We start from the raw sequence: 24,581 nt of genomic DNA, 5'->3' as shown, positions 1-24,581 counted from the left end.
AAACATAATATTAGTTTAAAAACCTACTCATTATTTTTTATTTTTTATACAATGTAATTGTAGTGGAGAGGGTGTTATTTATAACGGTCTCTCTGGTCTTAATTAGTTAAATGACTAGATTAAAGGCGATTAAAATTATCACATTTCTGTGATAATTTTTTTTATTGCACTAAATTAATAGAACACTATTTTTATGATGAGTCATTATTCCAAATCCTTTGGAGTTAACTCTTTTCATCATTCGTCATCATCATCTTCGTCTTCTAACAATTCTTCAATGTATCAAGTAGAATCATCACAAACATAATAGTCACCACGATTTATTTCGTTTAAACGATTAACAATTAATTTGATTAAGCTTAATAATTTGGGTTGTATTTTCTTTAAACCATCATTATCAATATGAATTGATTGTCCGTCTTCAAACACTAATTCATTTTGAGAAGGAAAAATATAAACGGAATCAAATAAATCGCTGATTTCGTTATTTCATTCGTTTAATAATTGATCATTGTTGATGTAATCCACTCCAACGTCTATTTGATTTCCTCTTTCATAAATATGTTCACGTTTATTAATTAATTTTCCTTTACATAATGATAAAGGAGGATGATTATAATCAATATTTAGTTCAATATTTATTAGATTAGATGATTTTGCTTCTTTGTATGTACATTTTTTACCATTGGGCAAATAATATTTTTCTTTCATAAAATAACCTTCTCTTTCGCGCTCACTTATTTTTCTTCGTTTTTTCAATAATCTTTGAGAAATTGAACAGAATATAACTATTTTCACGATACAAAATTTAATTATTCAACTTATACCGCATAAAAAACAAGAAGAATACACAATTAATTTATCGATTTTATCAGACCTCATTTAAAAATGACTACTGCTAAAGATGTGTCATCTCTATTAGGGTTTCAATCACAAAACTCTAAGGTAAAAGATAACTTGAGTAATTTTTTAGCTTTATATCAATTAAAGTACTTTTAATCTTTTTCAGCGCTACAGTTGAATCCATTTTTTAGATTCAACTTTTATTTTGTTTGTATGCTGATTATAAAGTTATTTTGAGTGTTCAATTATGTTAGATGACATCTTGGGGAGTACAGTTAAACTAACTTTAATGTAATAATTTTTTAACAAAAATAATTAATTTATATTTTAAAAAAAGATCGTTTTTTGCAATAAATTTGACGTCTCCAAAACTTAAGAATTGGTGTTTAAATGCTTAATTATATGCGAATTTTAATTGATTTATTTTAGAAAATATGAATGCATTCCCTAAGTAATTATTTAAAATAATTACTTCTTAATTAGAAAAAAATTTTTCATTTTTTTGCGTTTTACTCTTGACATTTTGACGAAAAAAAATTCTTGCTAAAAAACCATAAATTCTTTTTTGACTATGTCTGTTTTTATGTAGAATATAAACGCTACGTAGAACAAATAACGCGTCTTGTATGTACAAGATAATTCTTTGAATATATAAATTAATTTTTTAGGAAAATATGATTAAAAAATGAATGTGAGTAACCCCACTAATGGTGGCTGCAGTCGGTGGATTAACTGCAGGAGTAGTGGGTGGTTATTTTGCAAACGTTCGTGGGAATCCGTATCGCGATTATGCGAGCGCTCCAGCGGGTCATAGTAACATTGATTTAATGCAAATGTATTTTGCTTCAGCAGTTAACGATACTAAGCTTATGGTTTTACCTGGCTATTTACACACTAAGCCTTTAACTCAAGCTTTAGCAGTGACTGCACAACAAAATGCTCCTATGCATAAATACTTAACAAAAAGTGGATTTATTTTATTAGACGATACTTATGGAATGCCTATTTGAAATAAAACACAATTAGACCGTAATACAGCTCAACCACTTTGAAGTACTCAAGTGGCAGCAATGAAATTTCGAACAGATTTAGGTTCTTTTATTACTGGAATCGCTGCTGGCGAATTTTTAAATGAATACCAATATTACTTTGCACCTCGACCACAAGATGAACTAACGTTTGCAACTTACGGTGGTGGACCCTTTTCTTCAGTAACTGGTTATATGGGCGGTTTGCAAAGAGGAATCAGATATTTCAACGAATACATTGTTCCCTTTGCAAAAACTCTTTCTGGTCAACCCTATAAAAAAATTAAAGAATTATTTGTAGGTAAAACAGAAGTGGCTAATTTTTCTAACGGTTTCGGACCAACGCAAGGTGATGCCTTAATTAATTACTTCTTATCTAAAAACGTTTCTTTATTAATGCCGGTTGCAGCCGGACAAACGCAAAGAGCGGTTCGGTTAATTAAACAAAACCATAAGAGAACAATTGTTTTAGGTGTTGATAGCGCTAATGAGGATGATACTAATTCCAATTTAACCTTGTCTACTCCCGGATATCAAGCAATTAACGGAACTACTAAAATTGGTGGTACTGATCGCATTATTCAATTTTCAAGTATGAAAAAATTGGATGTTGCTACCGCTTTATTAGCTAAGAATATTTATGATGGTGTAGTAGCACCTAAATTAAATTCCACAATTGGTGGTTTTGGTTGTAATTCTTTAGGAACCCCTGAAAACGATTGTGTGGGTTTAAGCGTTGCTGGATACCAATACTTTGTACGAGCAATTCAACTTGCACTATTAGCTCACCAGAATAATTTAAATACATTACCCGCTGACACTAAACTCAATATGTCAGTTACTGGTCAAACCATCGCACAAGCAGAAATTAACAAGGTTTTTGCTGTGCCCAACAATAATCCAAAAACTAATCTTCCCTCTGATCCTGAATACAACACTTATTGACTTCCTTTATACCAAAAGTATTTAAAGGTAATTAATGCTACGCCAACATTTAAAACCTTAAATCAAGCTAACCAAAAAGTGTTTTATGCAATTGAAGATTGAGAACCAGGTCAAGCAACAAATAACGAATTCTCTTTCTCTTACGCTGATTTACCTAATGAACACCAAATGATGATGCCTCTAGATGCTTGAGGCACGATAACTAATCCTTTGGCTAAACCTGAATTTGCAACTTTAGAAGCATGGTTTCAAAAATATTCCACTAATTCTTCTGACGCAAACTTGAATCATGAACGTCTACAAAATTTAAAACAATGGTTCATCAAGAACCAAACAGAAATTAGATATAGAAACAGTTTTAACCTTATTCATGCTATGAATAAAAAAAGCTATCAAAATAATAAATCTGTATTCAAGGTATTATTATCTTCACCTTTAGATCCATTGTTAGATAAAGGTTTTTCACAATCAGCCTATATGGGATTATTAGAATATTGACAATTATTTGGTATCAATTTACCTAATCCTAATGTAAAAAAATAAAATCATTTCTCAAGTGTTTAAGTTAACAAGCTATTTAAACACAATCGCAAGTAATCCTCTACAGATTAACTTCTGATGTAGTTTAACTTTTAAACTACTTTAATACAGTGAATACGGTTATAGTTAAGCATAAATAACAATTCTTGAATTGTTTCATTTACCTTTCATGAACGAATCTCACCTGTTTTGTATGTAGAACGCAAACATCTGAAAAAGAAAGATAGAACAAACAATAAATATGATGAAAAAATGAATGTGAGCGACTCCTTTGGCTTTAACCGCAATTGCTGGTATCACCGGTGCTGTAGTGGGAGGATATTTTGCTAATGTACGGGGTAATCCGTACCGTGAATATGCTGCTTCTCCAGTAGGAAATAGCAATACTGATTTGATGCAAATGTATTTTGCAGCTGCTGTTAACGACACACGTTTAATGGTTTTACCTGGTTATTTACATATGGTGCCATTAACCCAGGCATTAGCAATCACAAAAACACAAAATGCGCCCATGTACAAATATTTAAGTAAAAGTGGCTTCATTTTATTAGATGACAGTTATGGTATACCCGTCTGAAACGGTAATCATTTAAATTTAAATGTGGCTCAGCCGTTATGAAGCAGTCAAGTTGCTGCCATTCAATTTAGAACGGATTTAGGAGCATTTGTTACTGGTATTGCTGCTGGTGAATTTTTAAATGAATACCAATATTACTTTGCACCTCAACCACAAGATGAATTAACCTTTGCTACTTATGGTGGTGGACCATTCTCTTCTGTTACAAGTTATATGGGCGGATTACAAAGAGGTATTAGATACTTTAATGAATACATCGCACCGTTTGCATCAACAAAAAACGGTAAACCGTATAAAAAGATTAAACAATTATTTGTGGGTCACACTGAAGTAACTAACTTTTCAAATGGTTTTGGACCAACCCAAGCAGATACTTTAGTAAACAATTTACTAGCTAAAAATGTTTCTTTACTATTACCAGTAGCTAGTTCGCAAACACAACAAGTGGTTAGATTAATTAAACAAAACCATAAGAGAACAGTTGTGTTAGGAGTGGATAGTGCGGCTGAAGAAGATACAAACTCTAACTTAGAACTATCAACACCGGGTTACGAGTTAGTTAATGGTACGAAAAAAATTGGTGGAACTAATAGAATTATCCAATTTTCTAGTATGAAAAAATTAAATGTAGCTACCGCTTTAATGGCAACTAACATCGAAAAAGGTGAAAGCAAACCAGAGATTAATTCGACAATTGGTGGTTTAGGCTGCGACTCTTTAGGAACTACTAACAACAACTGTGTGGGTTTAAGTACGGCCGGATATCAATACTTTGTTAGAGCGATGGAAATTGCTGAACAAGCTCACCATAATAATTTAAATAACTTACCTGCTGCTTTAAAATACAACATGACAGTTTCAGGAACAAAAGTTCCATCAGAAAAAATCCAACAAATTTTTACAATTCCTAATAATAATCCTGAAACTAATTTACCAGCTAGTGCAGAATATAGCGATTATTGATCACCACTATACCAAAAATATTTAAAAGCGATTGGACAAACACCGACCTTTAAATTATTAAATGACCCTGATCAAAAAATCTTTTATGCTTACAATGACTGAGAACCTGGTCAACCGGCTAATAACGAATCAGCATTTTCTTATGCAGATATTCCCAACAAATATAGAATGATGATGCCATTAAATGCTTGAGGTACCTTAAAACAGCCATTAGTTAAACCAGATTTTCAATCCTTAGACCAATGATTTCAAAAAGATGTAGCCTTAGCAAATAATATTGCTAACGCTAAAACAATAAATTCTGAACGTTTGCAATCACTAAAACACTGATTTATGACTAATAAATTAGAAATTAGACAAAGATATAGTTTTACTCTAAAAGGTGTTCTTAATAAAGAAGCTTATGAAAAAAATAAATCCATTATGAAAGTATTTTTAGCTTCACCTTTAGCTCCTTTATTAGATAAAGGTTTTTCTGAATCAGCTTATATGGGACTGGTAGATTACTGAAAACAATTCGGAATTAATTTACCTAATCCTGATAAATCTAGTAGATAAAACTCCATTCATCTAGTTCGCTAGATGAATGTTTTTTATATGAAATATTTGATGAAAAAATCTGATGGTAATATTTGTGTACGATGCATTCTAAATCGTTGAATTTTCTTAGTTTAATCATAGTTTGATAAACTAAATAATGATTAATTCTCTAGTAAAAAAATATATTATTTTTCTTATATATAGTAGAGAAATCTAGAAAAACTGAGTTTTTGGTAAATTTTCCGACTTTTTTCTATCATTCATAACGATGCTTATTGTTCAGATACTATAATAGTAATTTTTAATAATGATAAAATAAGATATATTATCGTTTTAAAATGCTTAGAGTTATTTGAAAATTAACCTAATTGAATCTCCATCCTTTTAATTCAAATAAACTATTTACAATTTAAGGAATCATAATGAAGAAGTTAAATAAAAAAGCGAAAATTATTTTGAGTACTAGTTTAGCGGTGGCTACTTTAGTTCCTTTAGTGTCTGTTGCTGCAACCAGTTGTTCAGCGACAGCAGAAACTAATAATGCGACTCCTGTCAATTTTAATCAAGCGAATGTAACCAGTTTAGTGGCTCAACACACTAACGATTACTGATTAGAACCAAGTAATAAGGCTGAGTTACAAAAAAATGTAGCAGAAAACTTATCTATTACAGATAAAAACTTAACTTTAGACCAAAAACTAGCTTTAATTCAAGATTTAAATATTACTAACAGTAATAATCAAGGTAATGGTATAAACATTACCATTTGATTAAACCCTGACTACAAGTTTAGTAACGGCACTGCTGAATTAGTTTTAAACAATACTCAAACATTACAATGAACTAATGTGACATTTAACCAAGATAAATTTATCGATACAACTAGTCCATTAGCTTATGATTTATTAAATACTCCGAATAAACTAGCTCATTATTTTGTAACAGCTGGCGGTTTAAGCGCGCAATCTTTTGATCCAGACCAAATTCAAATTACTCCTCAACCTGCTCAAACTGATGGCAATTTAACTATTAAGGTTACTGTTCCATTAAAAAATGGTTACCGTGTTTTACATGGTAACGGTCAATATAGCACACAAATTGTTGTTTATGTGACAACTAATACCATTAGTCAAACGGTTGATTTTGATCAAGTCAACTTCTGCAAAGCGGTTAATAAATTAAGTTTAGCTGATGTGGATACTCCGGCTGAAGTACAAGTCTTGTTAAACAAATACGGTTTAACTAATGAAATGGCGCCAGTTCAAAACATTAATGTAACTTCTGTGGCTCATGAAGTTGGTCAAAAACAATCTATTAATGTAACCGTTCAATTAGCTTTTGGTTATTTGTACAATAACAGTCAAGTTATTCGTTTAACTAATATTGCTACAACTACATTAACAACGGCTGAAGTTAGTTTTGAAAAAAGTAACTTTATTAGTTACGTACAAACGATTACTACAACACAAGCACAAAATCAACAAACTTTAGAAGCCGCTTTAAATAATTACGGTTTAGCTCAAGGTCAAATTCAAAAAATTTCTGTAACACCACACGAAGCAGCTAAATATGGTGAAGCTGATACTGTTGATGTGGTTATTAACTTAGCTCCAGGATACTTGTACAACAAGCAAACTACAATCACTTTAAATAATTTAGCTACAGCAACTGTCAAAAGTATTCCTAATTACTGAGTAAGTAGCTTGTTAAGTAATTCGACTAATGATTTATCTAACATGCAAGTAGCTACAGCACCTGTCGCTCTTATCACTAATAAAACTTTAACTAATGCTAATGTTAACGAATTGGGCTTAAAAGGAACTAAAGGCTTAGTAGATAAAAAAACAGCAGAACAATCACCAATGCTCGCTAACATTTTTAAACAATTCTTAGGTTCAATTTCAATTGATCATTCTATTAAAAACGAATTATCATACAATTTTTACCAAAAGTTTATTCAGCTAGTTTACGCAACAGGTATTAACTCAGCTAACTTAAATCCTAATAACACTTTCATGGTAAATAATTTAACATTTGCTAAAAATAGTGAAGGACAAACCACTGTTAGCGGAAAAATTGGTTTTGAATATTTTAATCAAGGTAATACCACTTTAACTATTACTCCGAACGCACCGTTATTAAATAACTCTGATTACATAAACGTAAATCCAGGTCAAGTATTCGGTGCGTGTTACGAATTTAATAACAGTGTGTTAGCACCGAAAATTTATTTTGATGATAGTCAAATTATTGGTGGGACTCAAACGAATACTAATCCTAACGGACAACCATTAGGTAACGCTATGTTAGGTTATGACTTAACTAATGTGAATGTGTATTCAATTTCTGGAACTCCAAATAATAAAGCAACAACTAACGCTGAAAATGATGTAACAAATACTGAAGTAGAAAAAGCTACAACAATATTACCGTTTGCAAAGAATACGAAACTAATCAAGGTGGAACTACCAGATGTTTTAAACCAAAACGCAAATGATTACTACACTGAGCAACCTGAATTTAACAAATATTTACAATCTTTATCTAAAGAAGTTATTACAAATCAATTAAATACACAAGACGACAAGATTTGAAACTTTGTGAATATTATGGCTAATAACGTTCAAATCATTTTTAATGATTTAGGTAACGATGTGACATTAGATCAATTCTTCCATGATTTGCAAATTCCGGTAGCAACTTCAGTAGCTCAATTTACACATAGTGAATTATTGGGTCAGTTAGCTGGTGGCATTTTCAGCAAAGAACCGGTGATGACTTACATTAAAAATAATGAACAAAATTTTATGACCGTGTTTAAACAGTTTAAAACAATGATCATAAATAACCCAGAATACTACGAACAATTAATGAACAAAATTAACAGTTTAATCGGTGATAAACTAAACCCAATTAAACAAAAATTAGGTTTAATGGGAGCTTCATTTGTTCAACTAGCAGTTACTCAAGCTAATAAACCAACGGCTCCTACTAAAGAAAATTTAGGTAACGAGTTTGTTAACATTATTAAATCATTCGCTAAAGGTCCAGAATTAAAAAAATTAGCCCAACAATTGTATAACGAAATTCAAACTGAATCATTGGGTGAAATTTTAGGTACTCAATTACAGCCTTTATTAGGTCAAATTTTACAAGCCGCTAAGTCTCAATATTCTAATACAACAGCTTACCAATTCTTAGATGCAGTAAATAATTTAATTGCTGGTCTAGAGAAAATGCAAGGCGTAACCGATTTAAAAGACTTTAGAGTTTTAGATATTTTCAAAAATCAAAATCAAGCTAATGCGGTTGTTAATTTCTTAAAAACTAGTGTTGTAGCTTTATTGGGAGCGATTTCTCCAGAAAAACAAAAAGCTTTTGAAACTAAAACTTTACCATTGATTGAAATTGCGGTAAATGCAATGTTTGAGCTACATATGAATGATTTACCATTATTGTTCAAAACTTTAGCTCACCCGATTATCGACGGACAACCAAGCACAATTGTAGAATTTTTTAAACAATGTGTGAAATTCACTAAGACCGTTAGTGTTACTGCTTATGACGCTCAAACTCACAAAGTGTCATTTACAAATAAAATGCAATTTGACATCATTAAAACGGCAACCTTTAATTTACAACCAATCTATGATTTGATTCAAAACGATACTTTAGGTCAAATTATGGTAATTGCTAACAAAGTTTTAAAACTAGGTTTAACTGGAGATAATTTTGGTACTAAAGCATTTATTCAAGCTGTGATGAAAAAATATAATTTACCATCAGCTATCTCTATGGCTTTAGGCTACTTACCAGTTTCTAGTCCTAATGATGAAGTGTGAACATTAACTTTAGGTAGAATTTTAAAAGGCGCTGAATTTGGTTTATACCAAGGCGAATCAGTTCAAGAAGAACAACTAGCTGAAAACGTTGTGGTTAACCCAACTGTTAAATTCAATAAGTTTACTTGATGAGTAAACGCTAATATGCAATTAAGATTGCAATTATTACAAACTGGTCAAAAATTCTTCTTACCAATGGCCAATAACTTAGCAAATTTCTTTGATGTTTGAAAAAACCAACAATATGCAAACGAATGATGACCTTACATTGGTTGAACTTTAAACAACAACATTGTTCAAATTTTACATACTACCCCAGAACAAATGTTGAATACATACGCTAATACAACATATAACTTTGCGACTGGTTGAGTAAACCAAATTAACACGCCAGGCCAAACAGAAAACGTTTATAATTATGTTCCTAAAGTTCAAAATGCGGACTACAAAGTAATTGCTTACAAAATTACAGATAATAAATCACCAAACTATAACGAAATTCAAACTATTCTTCGTGGATTCAACAAGTCTTCTGCCTTATATGGTCAGTATATTCCAACAGATAGTTCTGTTATTGATGAAAAATTACTACCATTGATTATCAACGAACAATCAACTCCTTGATTGCAAAACGCAATCGAAGCATACAAGCCAACATTATTAATTCAATACAACCCAACTAGAGAAGTAGATATTAATATTGATGTTTCAGGCTTGTTTAATAAAAGTATTCCGATCAGCATTCCTGGTGGATATGTAGTTCAAGTCAAATTCCCAATGGAAGTTCCGGTAAGTTATGATAATGGTCAAACTTACACGATGACTAATACAATTACAGTGAAATTAGCTGTATAAAAATAAGACACTTAGAGTTCGAACTCTAAGTGTTTTTTTATCACTCATTAATAAGGATTGCTAAAAGAAAAATTTTATATTACGATAAATAGTAATTTAAATAAGGAGTTTAATTTAATGAAAAAATGAGACTACATAGCGAGAATAAGCTAACTCAATCTTTTCAAAAAGAGTGAAAAGAGAATAAATTCGACTGAATTGTTATCTGATTATTAACCCTAACTACGACTATTTTAAGCTTATTTTCAATTAACCAAGGACGTTTTATTTGAGAAGAAAACGTTAACACGGTTCAAAAGGTTCTAGGGATTGCAGTAGCGGTATCTGCTATTACAGGATTCTTAGGTACATATTTATTTTTTAGGAGAAACCAGTGAGCGTTTCTGTTTGCAATTTTTAATGCCGTTTTATACGGTGCATACTGTTATAGTTTAAATTTATTTGCTGAATTTTTAATTTATGTAATTATTTACACACCCACTTACATTGTGTCTTGGTGAAAATTAAAAGTTGGCAAAAAAATTAAGACTTATCGGTTAAATTGAAAGATTAGTCTAATCTTTCTAACTTTATTTATCGTTTTAACGATTGTCTTTTATTTTAGTTTTCCACTAATGACATATCGTTGAAACTTAGCAGTGCACAACCCTCATCCTCAGTTTGACTATTTTTTTAAAGATAAGTTGGCTGGGACGATTTTGGCAATGATTATTGACGCTACTTTAATCGTAGCCTTTTTAATGATGATTTTGGGTTTTAAAGAAACTTGAATTGTGTGGCAAGTTAAAAACGTATTATCGATTATTTTATTTGCCGGGGTAGGCATGCTTAATTATTCGGTAATTGGAATTAATATTTGTTATTTAGTTATAGCTACCTATATTTGTATTAAGGAGTATAAGATGAAAGGAATTAGAATAGGTTTCACAGGGGTGGGATCATCAGGAAAATCTTATATGATCAATGATTTGAGAAGTTGATTCGAAGAACAAGATTTTTTAATTAAAGATGAAAGAGAATACGGCTTAGACCAAGATTCTCAAAGCCAAACAAACGACAATAAGTATATGAATTATTTAAAAGGAGATGCTACTGCTTTTGAGAGCCAAGAACAATTTTTCATAGGCCAAATGGCAGTTGCGGAAGCTGCAGAACAGCATTTAGGTAATGTGTTATTTAATCGAACATTACATGATTCGTTCTTGTATTCAGAAGTTCATGTAAGGAATGGTAACTTTAGTCCAGCAGAAATACTAAAATGGCAGAAATTAAAACAACAAGCTAAAAGATTTTTAGCTACAAAAACCAAATTAGATATTCTGTTTGTGTTTCTACCTAAATCTTGAGATGTGGTGCAACAATTTCGTGAAGAAGGTTTAAAAAATACTTCAGTCGTTGATCACGAAAGAAGAAAATTAGAGTTTAAGAAACTCTCAGAATATCAAGAGTTTTTCAAGGCGTATTTTGATGACTCTTATAATGAATGGTTAGAAATCGCTAGAAGTTCATGTAAAGAAATCATCTTTATTGACTCAAGCAAAGAAAATTACACAATGAATAAAAAAATTATTCAAGAGAAAATTCAAGCGTTAAAAAATAAAAAAGTTTTAAAAAATAATTAAAATAGTTGAAAAACTACCTCTGGATTTAGCTTAGTCCTAATAGAGGTAGTTTTGCTTTCGCTGGATAATTGGCCTTTAAAAATTACTATAAAATTTAAATAGAGTTTGAAATTTGAGGTTAAATTATGGAAAATGGTTTAGAAAAACAACTTGATAAATCTACTACTTTGGAAAACGGGTGAAATGTACCAGGAGATTCTCAATTTTTATATGATACCTTTGCTTGTGAAGCTAAAATTTTAGCATTATTAGACGACAATCACCAACCAGTGACTCATTTAAATGACGATGGTTATGTTGTTTTAGATAAAACACCATTCTATGCAACTGCTGGTGGTCAATTACATGATATCGGTGTTATTAATAAAGATATTATTGTAGATGATGTAATTAAAGCGAATAATGGCACTCATATACACCACGTAATTAATGCTCACTTAACAGTGAATGACTTTGTCAAAGCAGAATTAAATGAAAGTCAACGTCAAAAATTATCTAACCATCACTCTGCTGAACACTTATTAGGTGCGGCTTGTATGAACATCTTGGGTAAAACGTTTAAACAAGTGAGTGCTTTTAAATATCCAGAAAAGTTTACATTTGAATTTGAATATCCTGAAAAATTAACTGACGGGCAATTAAAAGATTTAACTGATTGAATTAATGAACAAATTCAAAAACGCATTCCGATTACAACTTTAGAAATGAGCTTAGCCGAAGCTAAAGCGATTGGTGCGGGGGCGGATTTCGAAAATGTGTACGAACAAATTGATGGTAATCTAAGAGTAATTAAAATAGGTGATATCTCTTTAGAATTATGTGGTGGCACTCACGCACATAATACTGCTGATTTAGAAACTTTTGTGATCACAGAATATTATGCCAAAAATTCTAAAATTTGAAGAATAGATGCTTTAACTGGGAATGAAAACTATCAAACTTATTTAATAAAAGAACAACAAAAATATGTAGATGAAATTATTAGTTTAAAAAATGAATTTAAAGCAGCACACTTAAATGAACACGCTATTGATGAATTATGTCAAGAATTCTGAAAAGCATGAGAAAATACTCCACTTTGAAATCACACAAAATTGTTTAATCAATTAAAGAAACAAGTGAGCGAAGTAAAAACTAACTTGCGTAAAGAACAAATTCAAAAAAATGTTGAATTCTTAAAGGCACAATTTACAGCAATCAATGCGGATAAGAAATTAATTATTTTACACGGTGATTTCATTGAAGATGGTGCTATTACTACAGCAATTTATGACTTAAGCCGCGAAACTGCAGGTGAACAATTTGCTGTTTTAGTTAATGATGTAAAATTGCGTTACTTTATTGGTACTAATCAAGATGTGGCTAAAGCTCGCAGTGTTAACTTAAACACTTTGGCCCAAAGTATTAACGCTGTTTGTTTTGGGCGCGGCGGAGGAAAACCATCTTGTGTTAGCGGTGGCTCAGCACAAACCGATAAACTGAACGACATTATCACTGTATTATCAGAAAATGGTTTCACACAACACTAAGAAATTAGTGACGTTTGAAATAAATAACGAAAAATCTAAAATTAGACAATAAAAAACTGGTTAACCACATCGTTAACCAGTTTTTCTTAAACCAATATCATTAATTAATTAATTTATGATAACCAAGATCATTTAATTATGCAGCTTTTGCTTCAGCGTTAGCTTTTTTAGCCATACGTGATTTTAAACGATTTGCTTTGTTTTTGTGGATGATACCTTTTCTTGCAACAGTGTCAACTGATTTGTATCCAGCGCTTAATTGTCCTTCAGCAGTTGGGTTGTTACGAGTTTTCTTCACCATAGTTCTCATGCTAGCTAATTGAGAGTGGTTGTTTGCATTACGTCTTGCGTCTTGACGAATACTTTTTTCGTTTGATTTAATGTTTGCCATTTAGTTCACCTCCCCTTAAACAAAATTTTATAACTTTTTAATTATACTAATTTATTTTATAATTATAAATTATATATACTCGATAGGAAGAAAATGACCTCAGAACGCGCAAAAAAACCACCAGTCGTGTGAACAAATGCTTTAGATAATCTGTTTGATAATTTCTGGTTGGATCTACATTTGCATTTTGTCAGACAAAATGATTTTTGACAAACCTGCGAAGATCTGTACCAATATTTACACAAGGAGTGAATTGACTTTTTAACACAAGCATTGCAACGTCTCGATGTAACTGATATTGAAGGTCATGTCGATGCCATCCTCTTACGGGTAATTGAATATTTTAAATTGTAAAAAACGCAAACAAACATTGCACAAGGAGAACAAATTTATGAAAAAGATGTCTTCAAACGAAATTAGACAATCATGAATTGAATTTTTTCAATCAAAACAACACAAGTGAGTCGCACCGGTATCTTTAATCCCTCACAACGACCCATCATTGTTATGAATTAATAGTGGGGTAGCCACTTTAAAAGATTACTTTAGTGGAAAAAAGAATCCACCTGCAAATAGATTAGTTAACTCACAAAAAGCTTTAAGAACTAACGACTTCTTTAACGTTGGGGTAACTTCACGTCACCATACATTATTTGAAATGTTAGGTAACTTCTCAATCGGTGATTACTTCAAACTTGAAGCGATCGAATTTGCGTTTGAATTATTAATGAAAAAGTGAGAAATCGAATTAGACAGATTATGATTCACTGTCTTTGAAGATGACACTGACACAATTAACAAATGATTAGAATTAGGTGTTCCTAACGAAAGAATTTTAAGATGTGGTAGAGACCGTAACTTCTGAGATGTAGGTAACGGACCTTGCGGACCATGTACAGAAATTCACTACGACCGTGGTGAAATTTACGATCCAGAACACTTAGGTGAAAAATTAATCTTAGAAGATATTGAAAACGACAGATACGTGGAAATTTGAAACATCGTATTCAGTCAATTCAACAATGATGGTAACAACAACTACCAAGAATTAGCTCGTAAAAACATCGATACTGGTGCTGGTTTAGAAAGAATTGCAAGTATTTCTCAAGAAGTACCAACTAACTTTGATACTGACTTATTCCAACCAATTATTAAAACGATTGAAAAATTTACTGACAGAAAATACAGTACTGAAGCTTACTTCACAAAAGACCCAGAATTTACAAAAAACAACTTTGCTTATAGAGTAATTTCTGACCACTTAAGAGCTTCAACTTTTGCTATTGCTGATGGTGCTATTCCATCAAACAAAGACCGTGGTTACGTTTTAAGAAGATTAATCAGAAGAGCCTTAGTCTTTGCTAACAACTTAGGTATTACAAACGATGCATGATTAGAAGAAGCTGTAAACAGCGTAATTCAAGTAATGCAACCATACTACTCATACTTATTAGAAGAACAAAACAAGATCATTACAGTTATTAAAAAAGAAGCTAACTTATTCAAAAAGACTTTAGACCAAGGTTTAAAACTATTTGAAGAATCAATTACTGATAACGCTGTGGATAACGAAATCGTCTTCCAATTAGTAACAACATACGGTTTTCCAATTGAATTAATTAAAGAAATCGCTAGCGAAAAGAACATTGCAGTTGACTTAGAAGCTTTCGAAAAGAAGTTCAAAGAACACCAATTAATTTCTAACGCTAACAAAGATAAAAAAGCAATGGAACAACAAAACACTGCTTTATTAGCTTTAGATGTTCCATCTGAATTCTTATACGATACATTCGAAATGAATGCCAAAGTGGTGAAATTATTTGACGAAGAATTTAACGAAGTAGACCACTTATTTGGTGATGGTTATGCTGTCTTTGACAAAACACCATTCTACGCAACTTCTGGTGGACAAATTCACGATACAGGTTTAATTAACGACAAATACTTTGTCTTTGACGTAATTAAAGCACCTAACTTCCAACACATCCATGCTGTGAAAGAAGCTGATTTAACTGTGGGTGAAACTGTAAAATTAGCAATTAATGCAGACGACAGAATTAGAGTAACACGTCACCACTCAGTAGAACACTTAGTACAATCATCATTAAAAAACAACATTGATAAGAACATTAAACAAGAAGGGGCATTTAAATCTCCTGATAAAGTTACTTTCGACTTCCAACACCACCAAAAATTAATTGAAGAACAATTACAAGCGGTAGAAGACTGAGTAAACGCAGTTATTCAAGCACAAATTCCAGTTGAAGTATTAAATATGACTTTAGATGAAGCTGAAAAATCAGGTGCTACAGCTTACTTTGGTGAAGTATACAAGAAAATTAAAGGTTTATTGAGAGTTATCAAAATGGGTGACAAATCAATGGAACTTTGTGGTGGTACTCACGTGAAGAATACTGGTGATATCCAAACTTTCAAAATTGTGAACTACTACGCTAAAGGTTCAGGTTCTTGAAGATTAGAAGGTATGGCAAGTTTAAGTAACGTAGAAAACTTTGTTGCCGAACAAACTAACCTAATTAAGAGCGAAATTGAAAAATTCATTAATGAATTTAAAGCAAATGGTTACTCAACTGTTGAATTAGAAGCATTAGCCCAAGAATTATTAGTAAAATTAGAATCAGCAAAGGTAAGACATTATGTAACATTATTCAACGAATTCAAAGACCAAGTGGCTGAATTAAAGAATAAGTTATTTGTAGAAAAAACTAAAGCTGAAGTCCAAGTGTTAAAAGCAAGATTCAATGCAATCGAAGCAACAAGAAAAATCTTAGTAATTAAAGAAGATGAAAACTTCGATAACAGTTCATTAACTAACGCTTTAGATGAATTGAAAAACGAACAACCAAACAATATTTACGGTTACTTGATTGTAAGTGGTTCAAAACTACAATACATGATGGCAATGAACGAAAAAACAGCTAAAGAACAAGGTATTAATTTAAATACTTTCGGTAAAGAATTAAACACATTAGTTGTTGGTAAAGGTGGTGGAAAACCAGCCTTCGTTCGTGGTGGCGGAAACGAAGTTCACCAATTACCGAATGTATTAGAATACTTAGAAACTCAAGGATTTAAACATGCGTAAACTAGGATTAGACTTAGGTACTAAAACTTGTGGAATTGCGATCAGTGATGAAATGTGCATCATTGCTACTGGTTTAGAAAACTTCCACTATGATGAAGGCAACTTCCCAGCCTTACTAGACAGAATTCAATATTGATTAGAAGAATACCAAAACAAGGTAGACACAATTGTTTTAGGTTATCCAACAAACGCTTACGACGGTTCAATGAACCCAAGAAGCTATTTAGTATTAGACTTTAAAGAATTATTAATTAAAAGGTTCCCTGAATTAAGCGTTCAATTATATGACGAAAGATTCACAACCAGAATTGCGACTAACTATTTAAAAGAATATAACGTCAAAAATTCACAAAGAAAAAAAGTGAAAGATAAAATGAGCGCTGTGGTAATCCTAACCGACTACATTACTGCCAATAAATACCAACATTTTAACTAATGTCAAAATTAGCTAAAAAATCATCTATTGTAGCAGCGCTATTCTCGAGAATTTTCTTAATTATCACTTATCTAATTTGTCTCGTTACTTTTATTTTGGGAGCCATTATTTTGCTCCTACCAAATTACGTGCAAACTGTTACTGATTTAACAGTAAATAGCATGACTGAGCACGGGTTAAAAACCGTAGAATTAGCAAAAGGGGTAGCGTTTGGTTATTGACAATTTGTGGATAACGAAGCCATCACTTCAAAACCAACTAGTTTATCTGCTGCCGGGATTGCAGTCGTAGTATTATGAGCTTTTTCGGTCGTAATGTCTTTAATCTTATCGATCTCAATCTCTAAAGCTAAATATACTATTGGTAAGAAAAACAAAGTAATTAGAGCCTTTATTCCAATTCATTTAGCTATTATTTTTGTAGTAGTGGTTGGTTTATTAGCGCAACCTAATTACTTAACTATGGAATATAAAGATAACGGAGCAGTCCAACACAGTTTTAGTTTAGTTTCGAAAAAAATGAACATTTTACTTGCTAACGGGGCAGATAAAAATGCTGAACAAGTAAAATCAACAATTCTAAACACTAACACTTTAGAAGCTAACTTCAAAAACTACACAACCGCTGGTTATGTCTTCTTTGGGGTAGTTATCTCAATTGGTTTAGGTATTGTTATTGATATGTTCATGTTCTTGTTAAGAGTTTTATTTAACAGAACTAGAGATAAAGAACCGGTTAACGCTTAGTTTAAAAATATCACCTTCACGGGTGATATTTTTTTTCTATATTTTTTGTGTAATTTTTTAAAAATGTGTAATAATTAAAGTAGAAGGAGGAAAGTAATGAACAGTCATTTATCACATAGTTGATAGACGTAATTACTTTCTAATTGTTTGTTACGAGAACAAGAATTACTAGTAATTATTACTCTATCAAACCAATCGTATTCTGTCGCAAGATAAGATTAGTTTTTACAAAATATATCTAATTAATCATCGTTTAGCAGCAAGTGAGTAATACCTTTCCTAAGTGCCTCACAATAATAATCATTAATACTTGTACTTATAAATAAACTAACTTATAACTACGCAGAATATCCTTAACGTACACTAGAATAAATATTATATTGGATTCGTTGGTAGTGTTTATTCGCAATAACAATGTAGTGTAGACCAAATATAAAGAAAATCTAAAGAGGTTTCATTGCTTCCTCTTTAGATTTTTTATTATTAAAAGAAGTAGAATTTTCTACTTCCAGACTGTTAAAATATTAGAGTTTGTATTATCATTAAAGAGGAATACTTTAATCAATTAAAAGGGCCCGATTTATGAAAAACGATATGATGGTACAATTCTTCTTTAATGATGAAGAATTAGTCAAAAAAGCTTACAGAACTTTAAACTCAAACAATTTCGTTAGTTCATTCTGTTTCGACAAAGAAACGCACCGTAAAGGTGTAACTGTAGATATTTTAACTTACTTAGACGCTTTAAATTGTTTAATGAAAAGTTCTTCATTTACTACAGAAGAAAAAGTTATTACTTTACGTTTAGAAAACGTAAGAAAAATTTAATTTATTAAAGAAAGGAGCGCATTTGGCTCTTTTCTTTTTTTGTTTGATCAAAAACTAATCAGTCTACAAAAATTACTCCTTTAAAACTGACATTATTTTTTAGTGAATCCAAGGATTTTCGAAATTACGATAAATAATTTTGTATATTATTAATAGAGATTGAAATTGTATTTACAATTTTCTTACGTCAATTTAAAGGTTAATTATGCTTGATAATACAGTCGATACTGAAGAAGAATTAGAATATGACTCTCCATCTGAGACTCAAGCCATGCTTGCATCAGAAGAAGGTGCAGAAATGAACAATCCTTATGAAATTATGGCACAAACCATTAAAGCCACTTTTGATAAGGATGAAATGGAAAAAAAGTACCAGATGTCTGAGTACAAACAAAGACAAAAACTGGCTAACGCCATTGAACAAACCCAACACGATAAACCAAATAAATTACCTGGTTTTTTCAAATCAGAATTAGTGATTTTACAAACTAAAATTGTTCTAACTACATTCTTGATTTTTGCGTGTATTGCTTTAGCAATCACTTTCTACATGATTCAAAGAGAACAAGCGGCCACTTGGTTCCATACCACATATTATGCGCCAATCGGTATTGTTGGCATTCCATGTGTCTTTTTGTGGTGTTTTTATATCGTACGGATCTCGATTTTTAGCCGAGAAGTTCACCGTGCTAAACAAACGTTTGACGCTAATAAAGTGTCGATTATTGTCCAAAAACTGTATAAAAGATTAATCTTGTCGTTTATTAATATCAATTGATTTGCGGCGTATATTTATCTAACAGGAGCCTTTGTGATTTTATTGGTCTTCTTAATTGATTACTTTGTGGGCATTTGATACTTAGGTGGTCATTTAGCTCCCCAATTTGGTACCTTAAACTGAGAAGAACTAGCCAAAAGTGCCCAAGTACCAGCGCGTTACGGTAATATGAATTTCTTGACAGTGGTGATTGTGTGCAGTATCGCTGGGGTAACTTTAGTTTACCAAGTGTTTGCTCAAATCTTTAACTACTTAAGAGTAAATAAAATTGAATTAAGTTACAATGTGCCCATTTTAGCAATGGAAGAAATCCGTTTACTAAAAAAAGACACCAACAAGAGAAATTTAATTATTTTCTGTGTGTTAGCTATTGTGTTTGCATTAGTCTTATTAGCAATTTACTTAATTTTAAGAAAAAAGAAATAATGAAATAAAAAAAAGAATCTCTGTAATCTATTTGTGATTACAGAGATTTTTCTTGCTCTCATTGGTTTTAATGAGATGAAAATTATTTATTTTCGTCCAGCATTGCTTGAATGGCTAATAAATATGAAGGATAAATGTTACCTAGTTCTTCAACACAACCAATTAAGAATTGGTTAATCCCGTAAGGTAAATGATTACCTTGGTATTGGTGCCCAGTCGATAATCTAATATCGCTATGGTGCGCATAAATAGTTTTCTTAGGATATTGGTTCAACAAGTTTTGTAAACTTTCGGTAGAAACGTTACCACTACGAATTAATTGTTCTAATTCTTGTCTCATAAAATTCATGCCAAAGGCTATCCCAATTTCTACGGCCTGACCGATATCATTATCATCTAAAGCACACATCATCAAGTTTGCATCCTTAATTTGGTTAAAATCACCTCATAAGATATCTTTAGCTGTAGGTAATTTAGATTTGTCATTAATGTCTGCAGTAATAGGGTTATAAACGGTTCAGTCAGGTGCTTGTTCTCTGACCGTTTTTTCTTCTAAAATTCTTTGGTTAATGTCTGCTTCTTTAAATAAACTTCCGGCCACATATAATTTATTTGATTTCATAAAAGTCTCCATTATTTTTGGAAAAAAAGTATGTTTTCAGATAATTATTTTATTGAAAATTATTAAAAAATTATTCAGGAAAATTTGTACGAAAGATAATTGTCACTTTATACCATGAAGTGCTAATGAGCAAGTTTTTGCGTTATAATATAAACAGAAGGAAAATGATTTTTAAATTCATTATTAGTGAGGTATTTTTCTATGGAAAACACAGCTAACATTAAAGTAGAATTCGCATGAACTATTGATAGATCAGTTGCATTAGAAAACGAAATGCACGAAAAAGTGGTTGCCACTTTATCAAAGTTTGAATTCGATTACATGAATGTAAAATTAGAAATTAAGAAAGACGGACAAACAACATTTGCTGTTAGAGCAATTCTTGAATTGCCAAGATATAAAACTATTGTCTTAAACGCTGAAGACAATGACGTTATGAACGCTTTTGACAAAGTAAAACACATGTTATTTGACGAAGCTAAAAAAGCAAAAACAATTAAACGTAGTTACTAATTGTTAATTCTGATTAACTCTCCTTCTTGTTAAAATAAAGAGTATGGACTTAAAAAACAGAACTTTATTTTTTAGAGATGGAATTGTGACGCCAGATAACCAACACTTTTATGACGAAATCGCCAAAGTGCTGAACTTATCGACGTTAGAAAACTGAACTTACAAAAAAACGTATAAGTGATTTCATCCTCGGTTCGAACGAGAATATCTCGCTTATCGTTTTTATGTTTTAAGACAGTGGATTAAAAAGAACGCTTTTTATAATAACCATTTCGTAAATACCTTACAAGAACTCCTATCCATCTTAGGGTTAGATGCTGAACTAACCACTCGTGAGCAACAATACATTGAACATTACAAAGCTGTTGTCTTTGCTAAAAACAGAAACATTAAAAACTTGATTGTTGATTTTCAAGTAAACGATAAAGAAGAAGTATGGTACCGGTACGATATCGAATTTTTGTACCAAAAAATTGAAACTAAGTATGTAAATTTGACTAAAAAGTCAGGGATTTATTTCACGAACCAACGTTTAATTATTGATAAAGGTAACGACTACATTTCAATTTATTACAAACAATTAGATGAAGTGAAACTCCATAACAATATGTTATTAATTCGAGCTAATAATTTAAATTTAGTCGTAATTAGTAGTGAGATGCACACAATGTACGTTTCTTTAGAAAGAATTGGAAAATTAATTAGGTTAAAACTGTAAATGAAAAACGCATATTTAAAAGAAAAAATGGCTTTAATCCCTAAAAAGCCAGGTTGTTATTTATGAAAAAACCAAGCTGGTAAAGTTATTTATGTGGGTAAGGCCAAAAATTTATTTAACAGAACCCACCAGTATTTTGATAAAAATGTAAATTACAAAACTTCTAAGTTGGTTAATGAAATTGCTGACTTAGACTACATTGTGGTCAACAATAACAACGAGTCGTTAGTATTAGAAAATAACTTAATTAAAAAGTACTGACCCAAATACAATATCTTATTAAAAGATTCTTCAGAATATCCTTATATTTTGATTACCGATGAAGAACATCCGCGGATTCTATATACAAGACATTACGGCACCATTAAAGGAAAATATTATGGTCCATTAGCTGACGCTTCTTTTAACCGCTACGAATTGTATAAAATGTTAAACGAAATCAGTCCTTTTAAAAAACAAGGTCCATTATACAACCAGTCTTCTTTGTATACAGAAGTTTATAAATTAAAAAATAATTTAGATGATGAGTCTGTAAATATACAAGCTTTATACAAAGAGTGAAAAAAATATATTGATGACTTATTTAACGGCAAATCAGACAGTTTAGTAGCTATTATGCGTGAACGGGAAGAAAAGTCCGTGCTGCGCTTAGATTTTGAAGAAGCGAACCGCTATAAAGAATTAGGCGAAGCGTTAACGAAATTGTCTAAGAGTCAAATTGTTCAGTTAGCTAGTAATAAACATACTGATTATGTAGCTTACTATAAAAATGAAGATTATTTAAGTATTAATATTTTCAGCTACATTGATGGTAAGCTATTAACTAAACACAACTCTATTCACCAAATTTATTCTGAGTTAGAAGAAGAAGTTTGTATTTTTTTAAACCAATATTACTCTAACAACGTGGTACCACCCAAAGTGGTAGTTTCTTTAGATAATGAAGACTTAATGAATCTATCAGAAATTTATAACACTAAATTTGAATCTCCTAACCAAACTAGCGATGCAGAAGTGTTAAAAATGGCTTTACTAAATGCTCAAGATTATTTAAAAAATCATTTCTTAATTACTAAGAAAAAAGAAGAACGAACAATTCTAGCGGCAGAAAAACTAGCTGAATTAGTCAACATTCCGTCAGCTCGGCACATTGAGTTGTTTGACAACTCCAATATTAATTTACAAGATCCGGTTAGTGGCATGGTAGTGTTTATTGATGGTCAAGCTAACAAACGATTATATCGAAAATACCGTTTAATATCTGATGATAACGATAGTGATTATCACTTTATGAAACAAGTAATTTACCGCAGATACAGTAATTTATTAAGAACCGGCGGAGAAATGCCAGATTTAATTATTGTAGACGGTGGTATTATGCAAATTCACGCAGCGTTAGAAAGTTTAACTAAATTAAATTTAGACACTACTTTAAATATTATTGGTTTAAAGAAAGATAACCAGCATAAAACGGACGCAATTGTTTTAAGAAATGGCGAAGAAATTAAATTAGATAAAAAATCACCGTTTTATTTCATGCTTTTAAACATGCAAGAAGAAGTGCATAATTACGCTATTTCTTTTTTTAGAAAAGAACATATTCGGAACGCATTTAAAACCTTTTTTGATGACATCCCCGGTTTAGGTCCAGTGAGACGCAAAAAGTTGTTAGAACATTATCCTACTATGAGTGATATCGAAAAAGCGGAATTGCACGAATTGGCACAAATCATCCCTTTAAAACTAGCAGAATTAATTAAACAAAAATTAAACTTTGAAAAGGACAACCATGCATAAAATTTTAGTACCTGAACAGTCAAAAGAAATTCAAGAAGCTTTAGAATTAGCTCAAACACACCAGATTCTAGCGACTAACAAAATAGAATTACCTGTCGGTTGATACGAAACTACTGTAAACAATTTTAGTGACACCCAAAAAGAATTGATTGCAAAAACGCAGTTAAATATCGATAAAGATAATTTAATCTTTCAAGCATTTGTTGCTTTAAATTTAGGTTTGTATTCAGGGCTTTTGATAGGTCATGAATATACTTCTAAAATGGTCTTTTTGTACACCATTCTCTTTTTTAGTCAAGAAAATTATCTTTCCTCTTGTTTTGTAACGTATCATAACGAACAGTTACAAATTTGAACCGATTGCGCTTTTAATATTCAGCCTAATGCTCAACAGTTAAATGCTATTGCTACTAACGCGGTGCACTTTTATCAAGGTTTGAGCAATAATGAACCTAGCGTAGCATTTTTAAGTTATGCAACTTTAAACTCTGCTGGTGGTGCACCAGTACAACTAGTGAAAGATGCCTTAACAGAATTTCAAAAAACTAACAACGCTATTGCTAGTTTTGGACCATTACAATTTGATGCAGTAATTAATACTCAGGTGTGAGCAAAAAAAGTTGGATCAACAAATACTTTGACTCCTAACGTGTTAGTATTTCCAGATTTAAACTCTGGTAACATTGCTTATAAAGTAGCAAACCAACTAGCGTATCAAGAATTTTACGGTCCGTTCGTATTGGGTCCTAGTCATTTAGTGTGTGATTTAAGCCGGTCAGCCACTAGTTCAGAAATTTTCGAAACCTTGTCTTTAATGCAGAAAATGTTATCGAAATAAGAAATTCATGGTTTTTATAACAAAAATACGTTATAATTATCGGAGTATAAAGAAAGTAGTTTTACACTCACCTGGACGCCCTTCAATGTGGTATCAGG

The 24,581-nt window shown here is 31.4% G+C and carries 18 protein-coding genes; 15 read left to right on the top strand and 3 right to left on the bottom strand.

Annotated features, from left to right (window positions below):
- Positions 1–204: 204 nt before the first annotated feature.
- Positions 205–711, bottom strand: coding sequence for a hypothetical protein (locus ABWU82_RS00845; RefSeq protein WP_353289622.1), 507 nt, complete (start codon positions 709–711; stop codon positions 205–207).
- A gap of 806 nt (positions 712–1,517) precedes the next feature.
- Here ABWU82_RS00845 and ABWU82_RS00840 point away from each other — a divergent pair.
- The 5 genes from ABWU82_RS00840 to ABWU82_RS00820 all read left to right on the top strand — a co-directional run bounded on the left by ABWU82_RS00840 (position 1,518) and on the right by ABWU82_RS00820 (position 13,284).
- The gene (locus ABWU82_RS00840) at positions 1,518–3,359 is read left to right on the top strand and encodes a type 1 periplasmic-binding domain-containing protein (RefSeq protein WP_353289621.1); all 1,842 of its coding nucleotides are present in this window, start codon (positions 1,518–1,520) and stop codon (positions 3,357–3,359) included.
- A 238-nt stretch (positions 3,360–3,597) separates the two neighbouring features.
- Positions 3,598–5,454 (top strand): hypothetical protein, encoded by a 1,857-nt coding sequence (locus ABWU82_RS00835; protein WP_353289620.1) that lies wholly within the window; start codon positions 3,598–3,600, stop codon positions 5,452–5,454.
- A 404-nt stretch (positions 5,455–5,858) separates the two neighbouring features.
- A complete protein-coding gene (locus ABWU82_RS00830) occupies positions 5,859–10,133 on the top strand; it encodes a hypothetical protein (RefSeq protein WP_353289619.1) in 4,275 nt (1,424 codons plus the stop codon).
- 125 nt (positions 10,134–10,258) lie between these two features.
- Positions 10,259–11,755 carry a nicotinamide mononucleotide transporter family protein gene (locus tag ABWU82_RS00825; RefSeq protein WP_353289618.1) on the top strand — a complete coding sequence of 499 codons (1,497 nt, stop codon included), beginning with the start codon at positions 10,259–10,261 and terminating at the stop codon, positions 11,753–11,755.
- Between the two features lie 125 nt (positions 11,756–11,880).
- Complete coding sequence (locus ABWU82_RS00820; protein ID WP_353289617.1) at positions 11,881–13,284, top strand: alanine--tRNA ligase-related protein; 1,404 nt, start codon at positions 11,881–11,883, stop codon at positions 13,282–13,284.
- A 136-nt stretch (positions 13,285–13,420) separates the two neighbouring features.
- On the opposite strand, the gene rpsT is transcribed toward ABWU82_RS00820, so the two are convergent.
- Positions 13,421–13,675: a 30S ribosomal protein S20 gene (gene rpsT, locus ABWU82_RS00815; protein ID WP_353289616.1), complete on the bottom strand. Its 255-nt coding sequence runs from the start codon at positions 13,673–13,675 to the stop codon at positions 13,421–13,423.
- Between the two features lie 93 nt (positions 13,676–13,768).
- Between rpsT and ABWU82_RS00810 the strand changes: the two genes are divergently transcribed.
- From ABWU82_RS00810 to ABWU82_RS00785, 6 genes are all read left to right on the top strand, one after another.
- Complete coding sequence (locus ABWU82_RS00810; RefSeq protein ID WP_353289615.1) at positions 13,769–14,029, top strand: hypothetical protein; 261 nt, start codon at positions 13,769–13,771, stop codon at positions 14,027–14,029.
- Between the two features lie 37 nt (positions 14,030–14,066).
- Positions 14,067–16,781 carry an alanine--tRNA ligase gene (alaS, locus tag ABWU82_RS00805; RefSeq protein ID WP_353289614.1) on the top strand — a complete coding sequence of 905 codons (2,715 nt, stop codon included), beginning with the start codon at positions 14,067–14,069 and terminating at the stop codon, positions 16,779–16,781.
- The gene (gene ruvX, locus ABWU82_RS00800; RefSeq protein ID WP_353289613.1) at positions 16,774–17,217 is read left to right on the top strand and encodes a Holliday junction resolvase RuvX; all 444 of its coding nucleotides are present in this window, start codon (positions 16,774–16,776) and stop codon (positions 17,215–17,217) included. The genes alaS and ruvX overlap by 8 nt, the downstream gene beginning before the upstream one ends.
- On the top strand, positions 17,217–17,963 hold the full coding sequence (locus ABWU82_RS00795; RefSeq protein WP_353289612.1) for a hypothetical protein: 747 nt from the start codon (positions 17,217–17,219) through the stop codon (positions 17,961–17,963). Before ruvX ends, ABWU82_RS00795 begins: the two co-directional genes overlap by 1 nt.
- Before the next feature lie 582 nt (positions 17,964–18,545).
- A complete protein-coding gene (locus tag ABWU82_RS00790; RefSeq protein WP_353289611.1) occupies positions 18,546–18,791 on the top strand; it encodes a hypothetical protein in 246 nt (81 codons plus the stop codon).
- Between the two features lie 205 nt (positions 18,792–18,996).
- Positions 18,997–19,995: an MSC_0882 family membrane protein gene (locus tag ABWU82_RS00785; protein ID WP_353289610.1), complete on the top strand. Its 999-nt coding sequence runs from the start codon at positions 18,997–18,999 to the stop codon at positions 19,993–19,995.
- An 82-nt stretch (positions 19,996–20,077) separates the two neighbouring features.
- Here ABWU82_RS00785 and ABWU82_RS00780 read toward each other — a convergent pair whose 3' ends face one another.
- Positions 20,078–20,617, bottom strand: a complete 540-nt coding sequence (locus ABWU82_RS00780; protein WP_353289609.1) for a nucleoside 2-deoxyribosyltransferase — start codon at positions 20,615–20,617, stop codon at positions 20,078–20,080.
- Positions 20,618–20,818: 201 nt separating this feature from the next.
- Here ABWU82_RS00780 and ABWU82_RS00775 point away from each other — a divergent pair, with 201 nt between their 5' ends.
- The 4 genes from ABWU82_RS00775 to ABWU82_RS00760 are packed head-to-tail and all read left to right on the top strand — an operon-like array spanning position 20,819 to position 24,483.
- Positions 20,819–21,130 carry a hypothetical protein gene (locus ABWU82_RS00775; RefSeq protein WP_353289608.1) on the top strand — a complete coding sequence of 104 codons (312 nt, stop codon included), beginning with the start codon at positions 20,819–20,821 and terminating at the stop codon, positions 21,128–21,130.
- Positions 21,131–21,173: 43 nt separating this feature from the next.
- The gene (locus ABWU82_RS00770) at positions 21,174–21,848 is read left to right on the top strand and encodes a hypothetical protein (RefSeq protein WP_353289607.1); all 675 of its coding nucleotides are present in this window, start codon (positions 21,174–21,176) and stop codon (positions 21,846–21,848) included.
- Positions 21,849–23,645: an excinuclease ABC subunit UvrC gene (gene uvrC, locus ABWU82_RS00765; RefSeq protein WP_353289606.1), complete on the top strand. Its 1,797-nt coding sequence runs from the start codon at positions 21,849–21,851 to the stop codon at positions 23,643–23,645. It abuts the gene before it with no gap.
- Positions 23,638–24,483, top strand: coding sequence for a phosphate acyltransferase (locus tag ABWU82_RS00760; protein WP_353289605.1), 846 nt, complete (start codon positions 23,638–23,640; stop codon positions 24,481–24,483). The genes uvrC and ABWU82_RS00760 overlap by 8 nt, the downstream gene beginning before the upstream one ends.
- Positions 24,484–24,581: the final 98 nt, after the last annotated feature.

The organism is Ureaplasma ceti, assembly GCF_040369755.1.
GTDB lineage: Bacteria > Bacillota_I > Bacilli_A > Mycoplasmatales > Mycoplasmoidaceae > Ureaplasma > Ureaplasma ceti.
The sequence above is the reverse complement of the archived record's forward strand: the minus strand, read 5'-3'. Positions and strand labels throughout refer to the sequence as shown.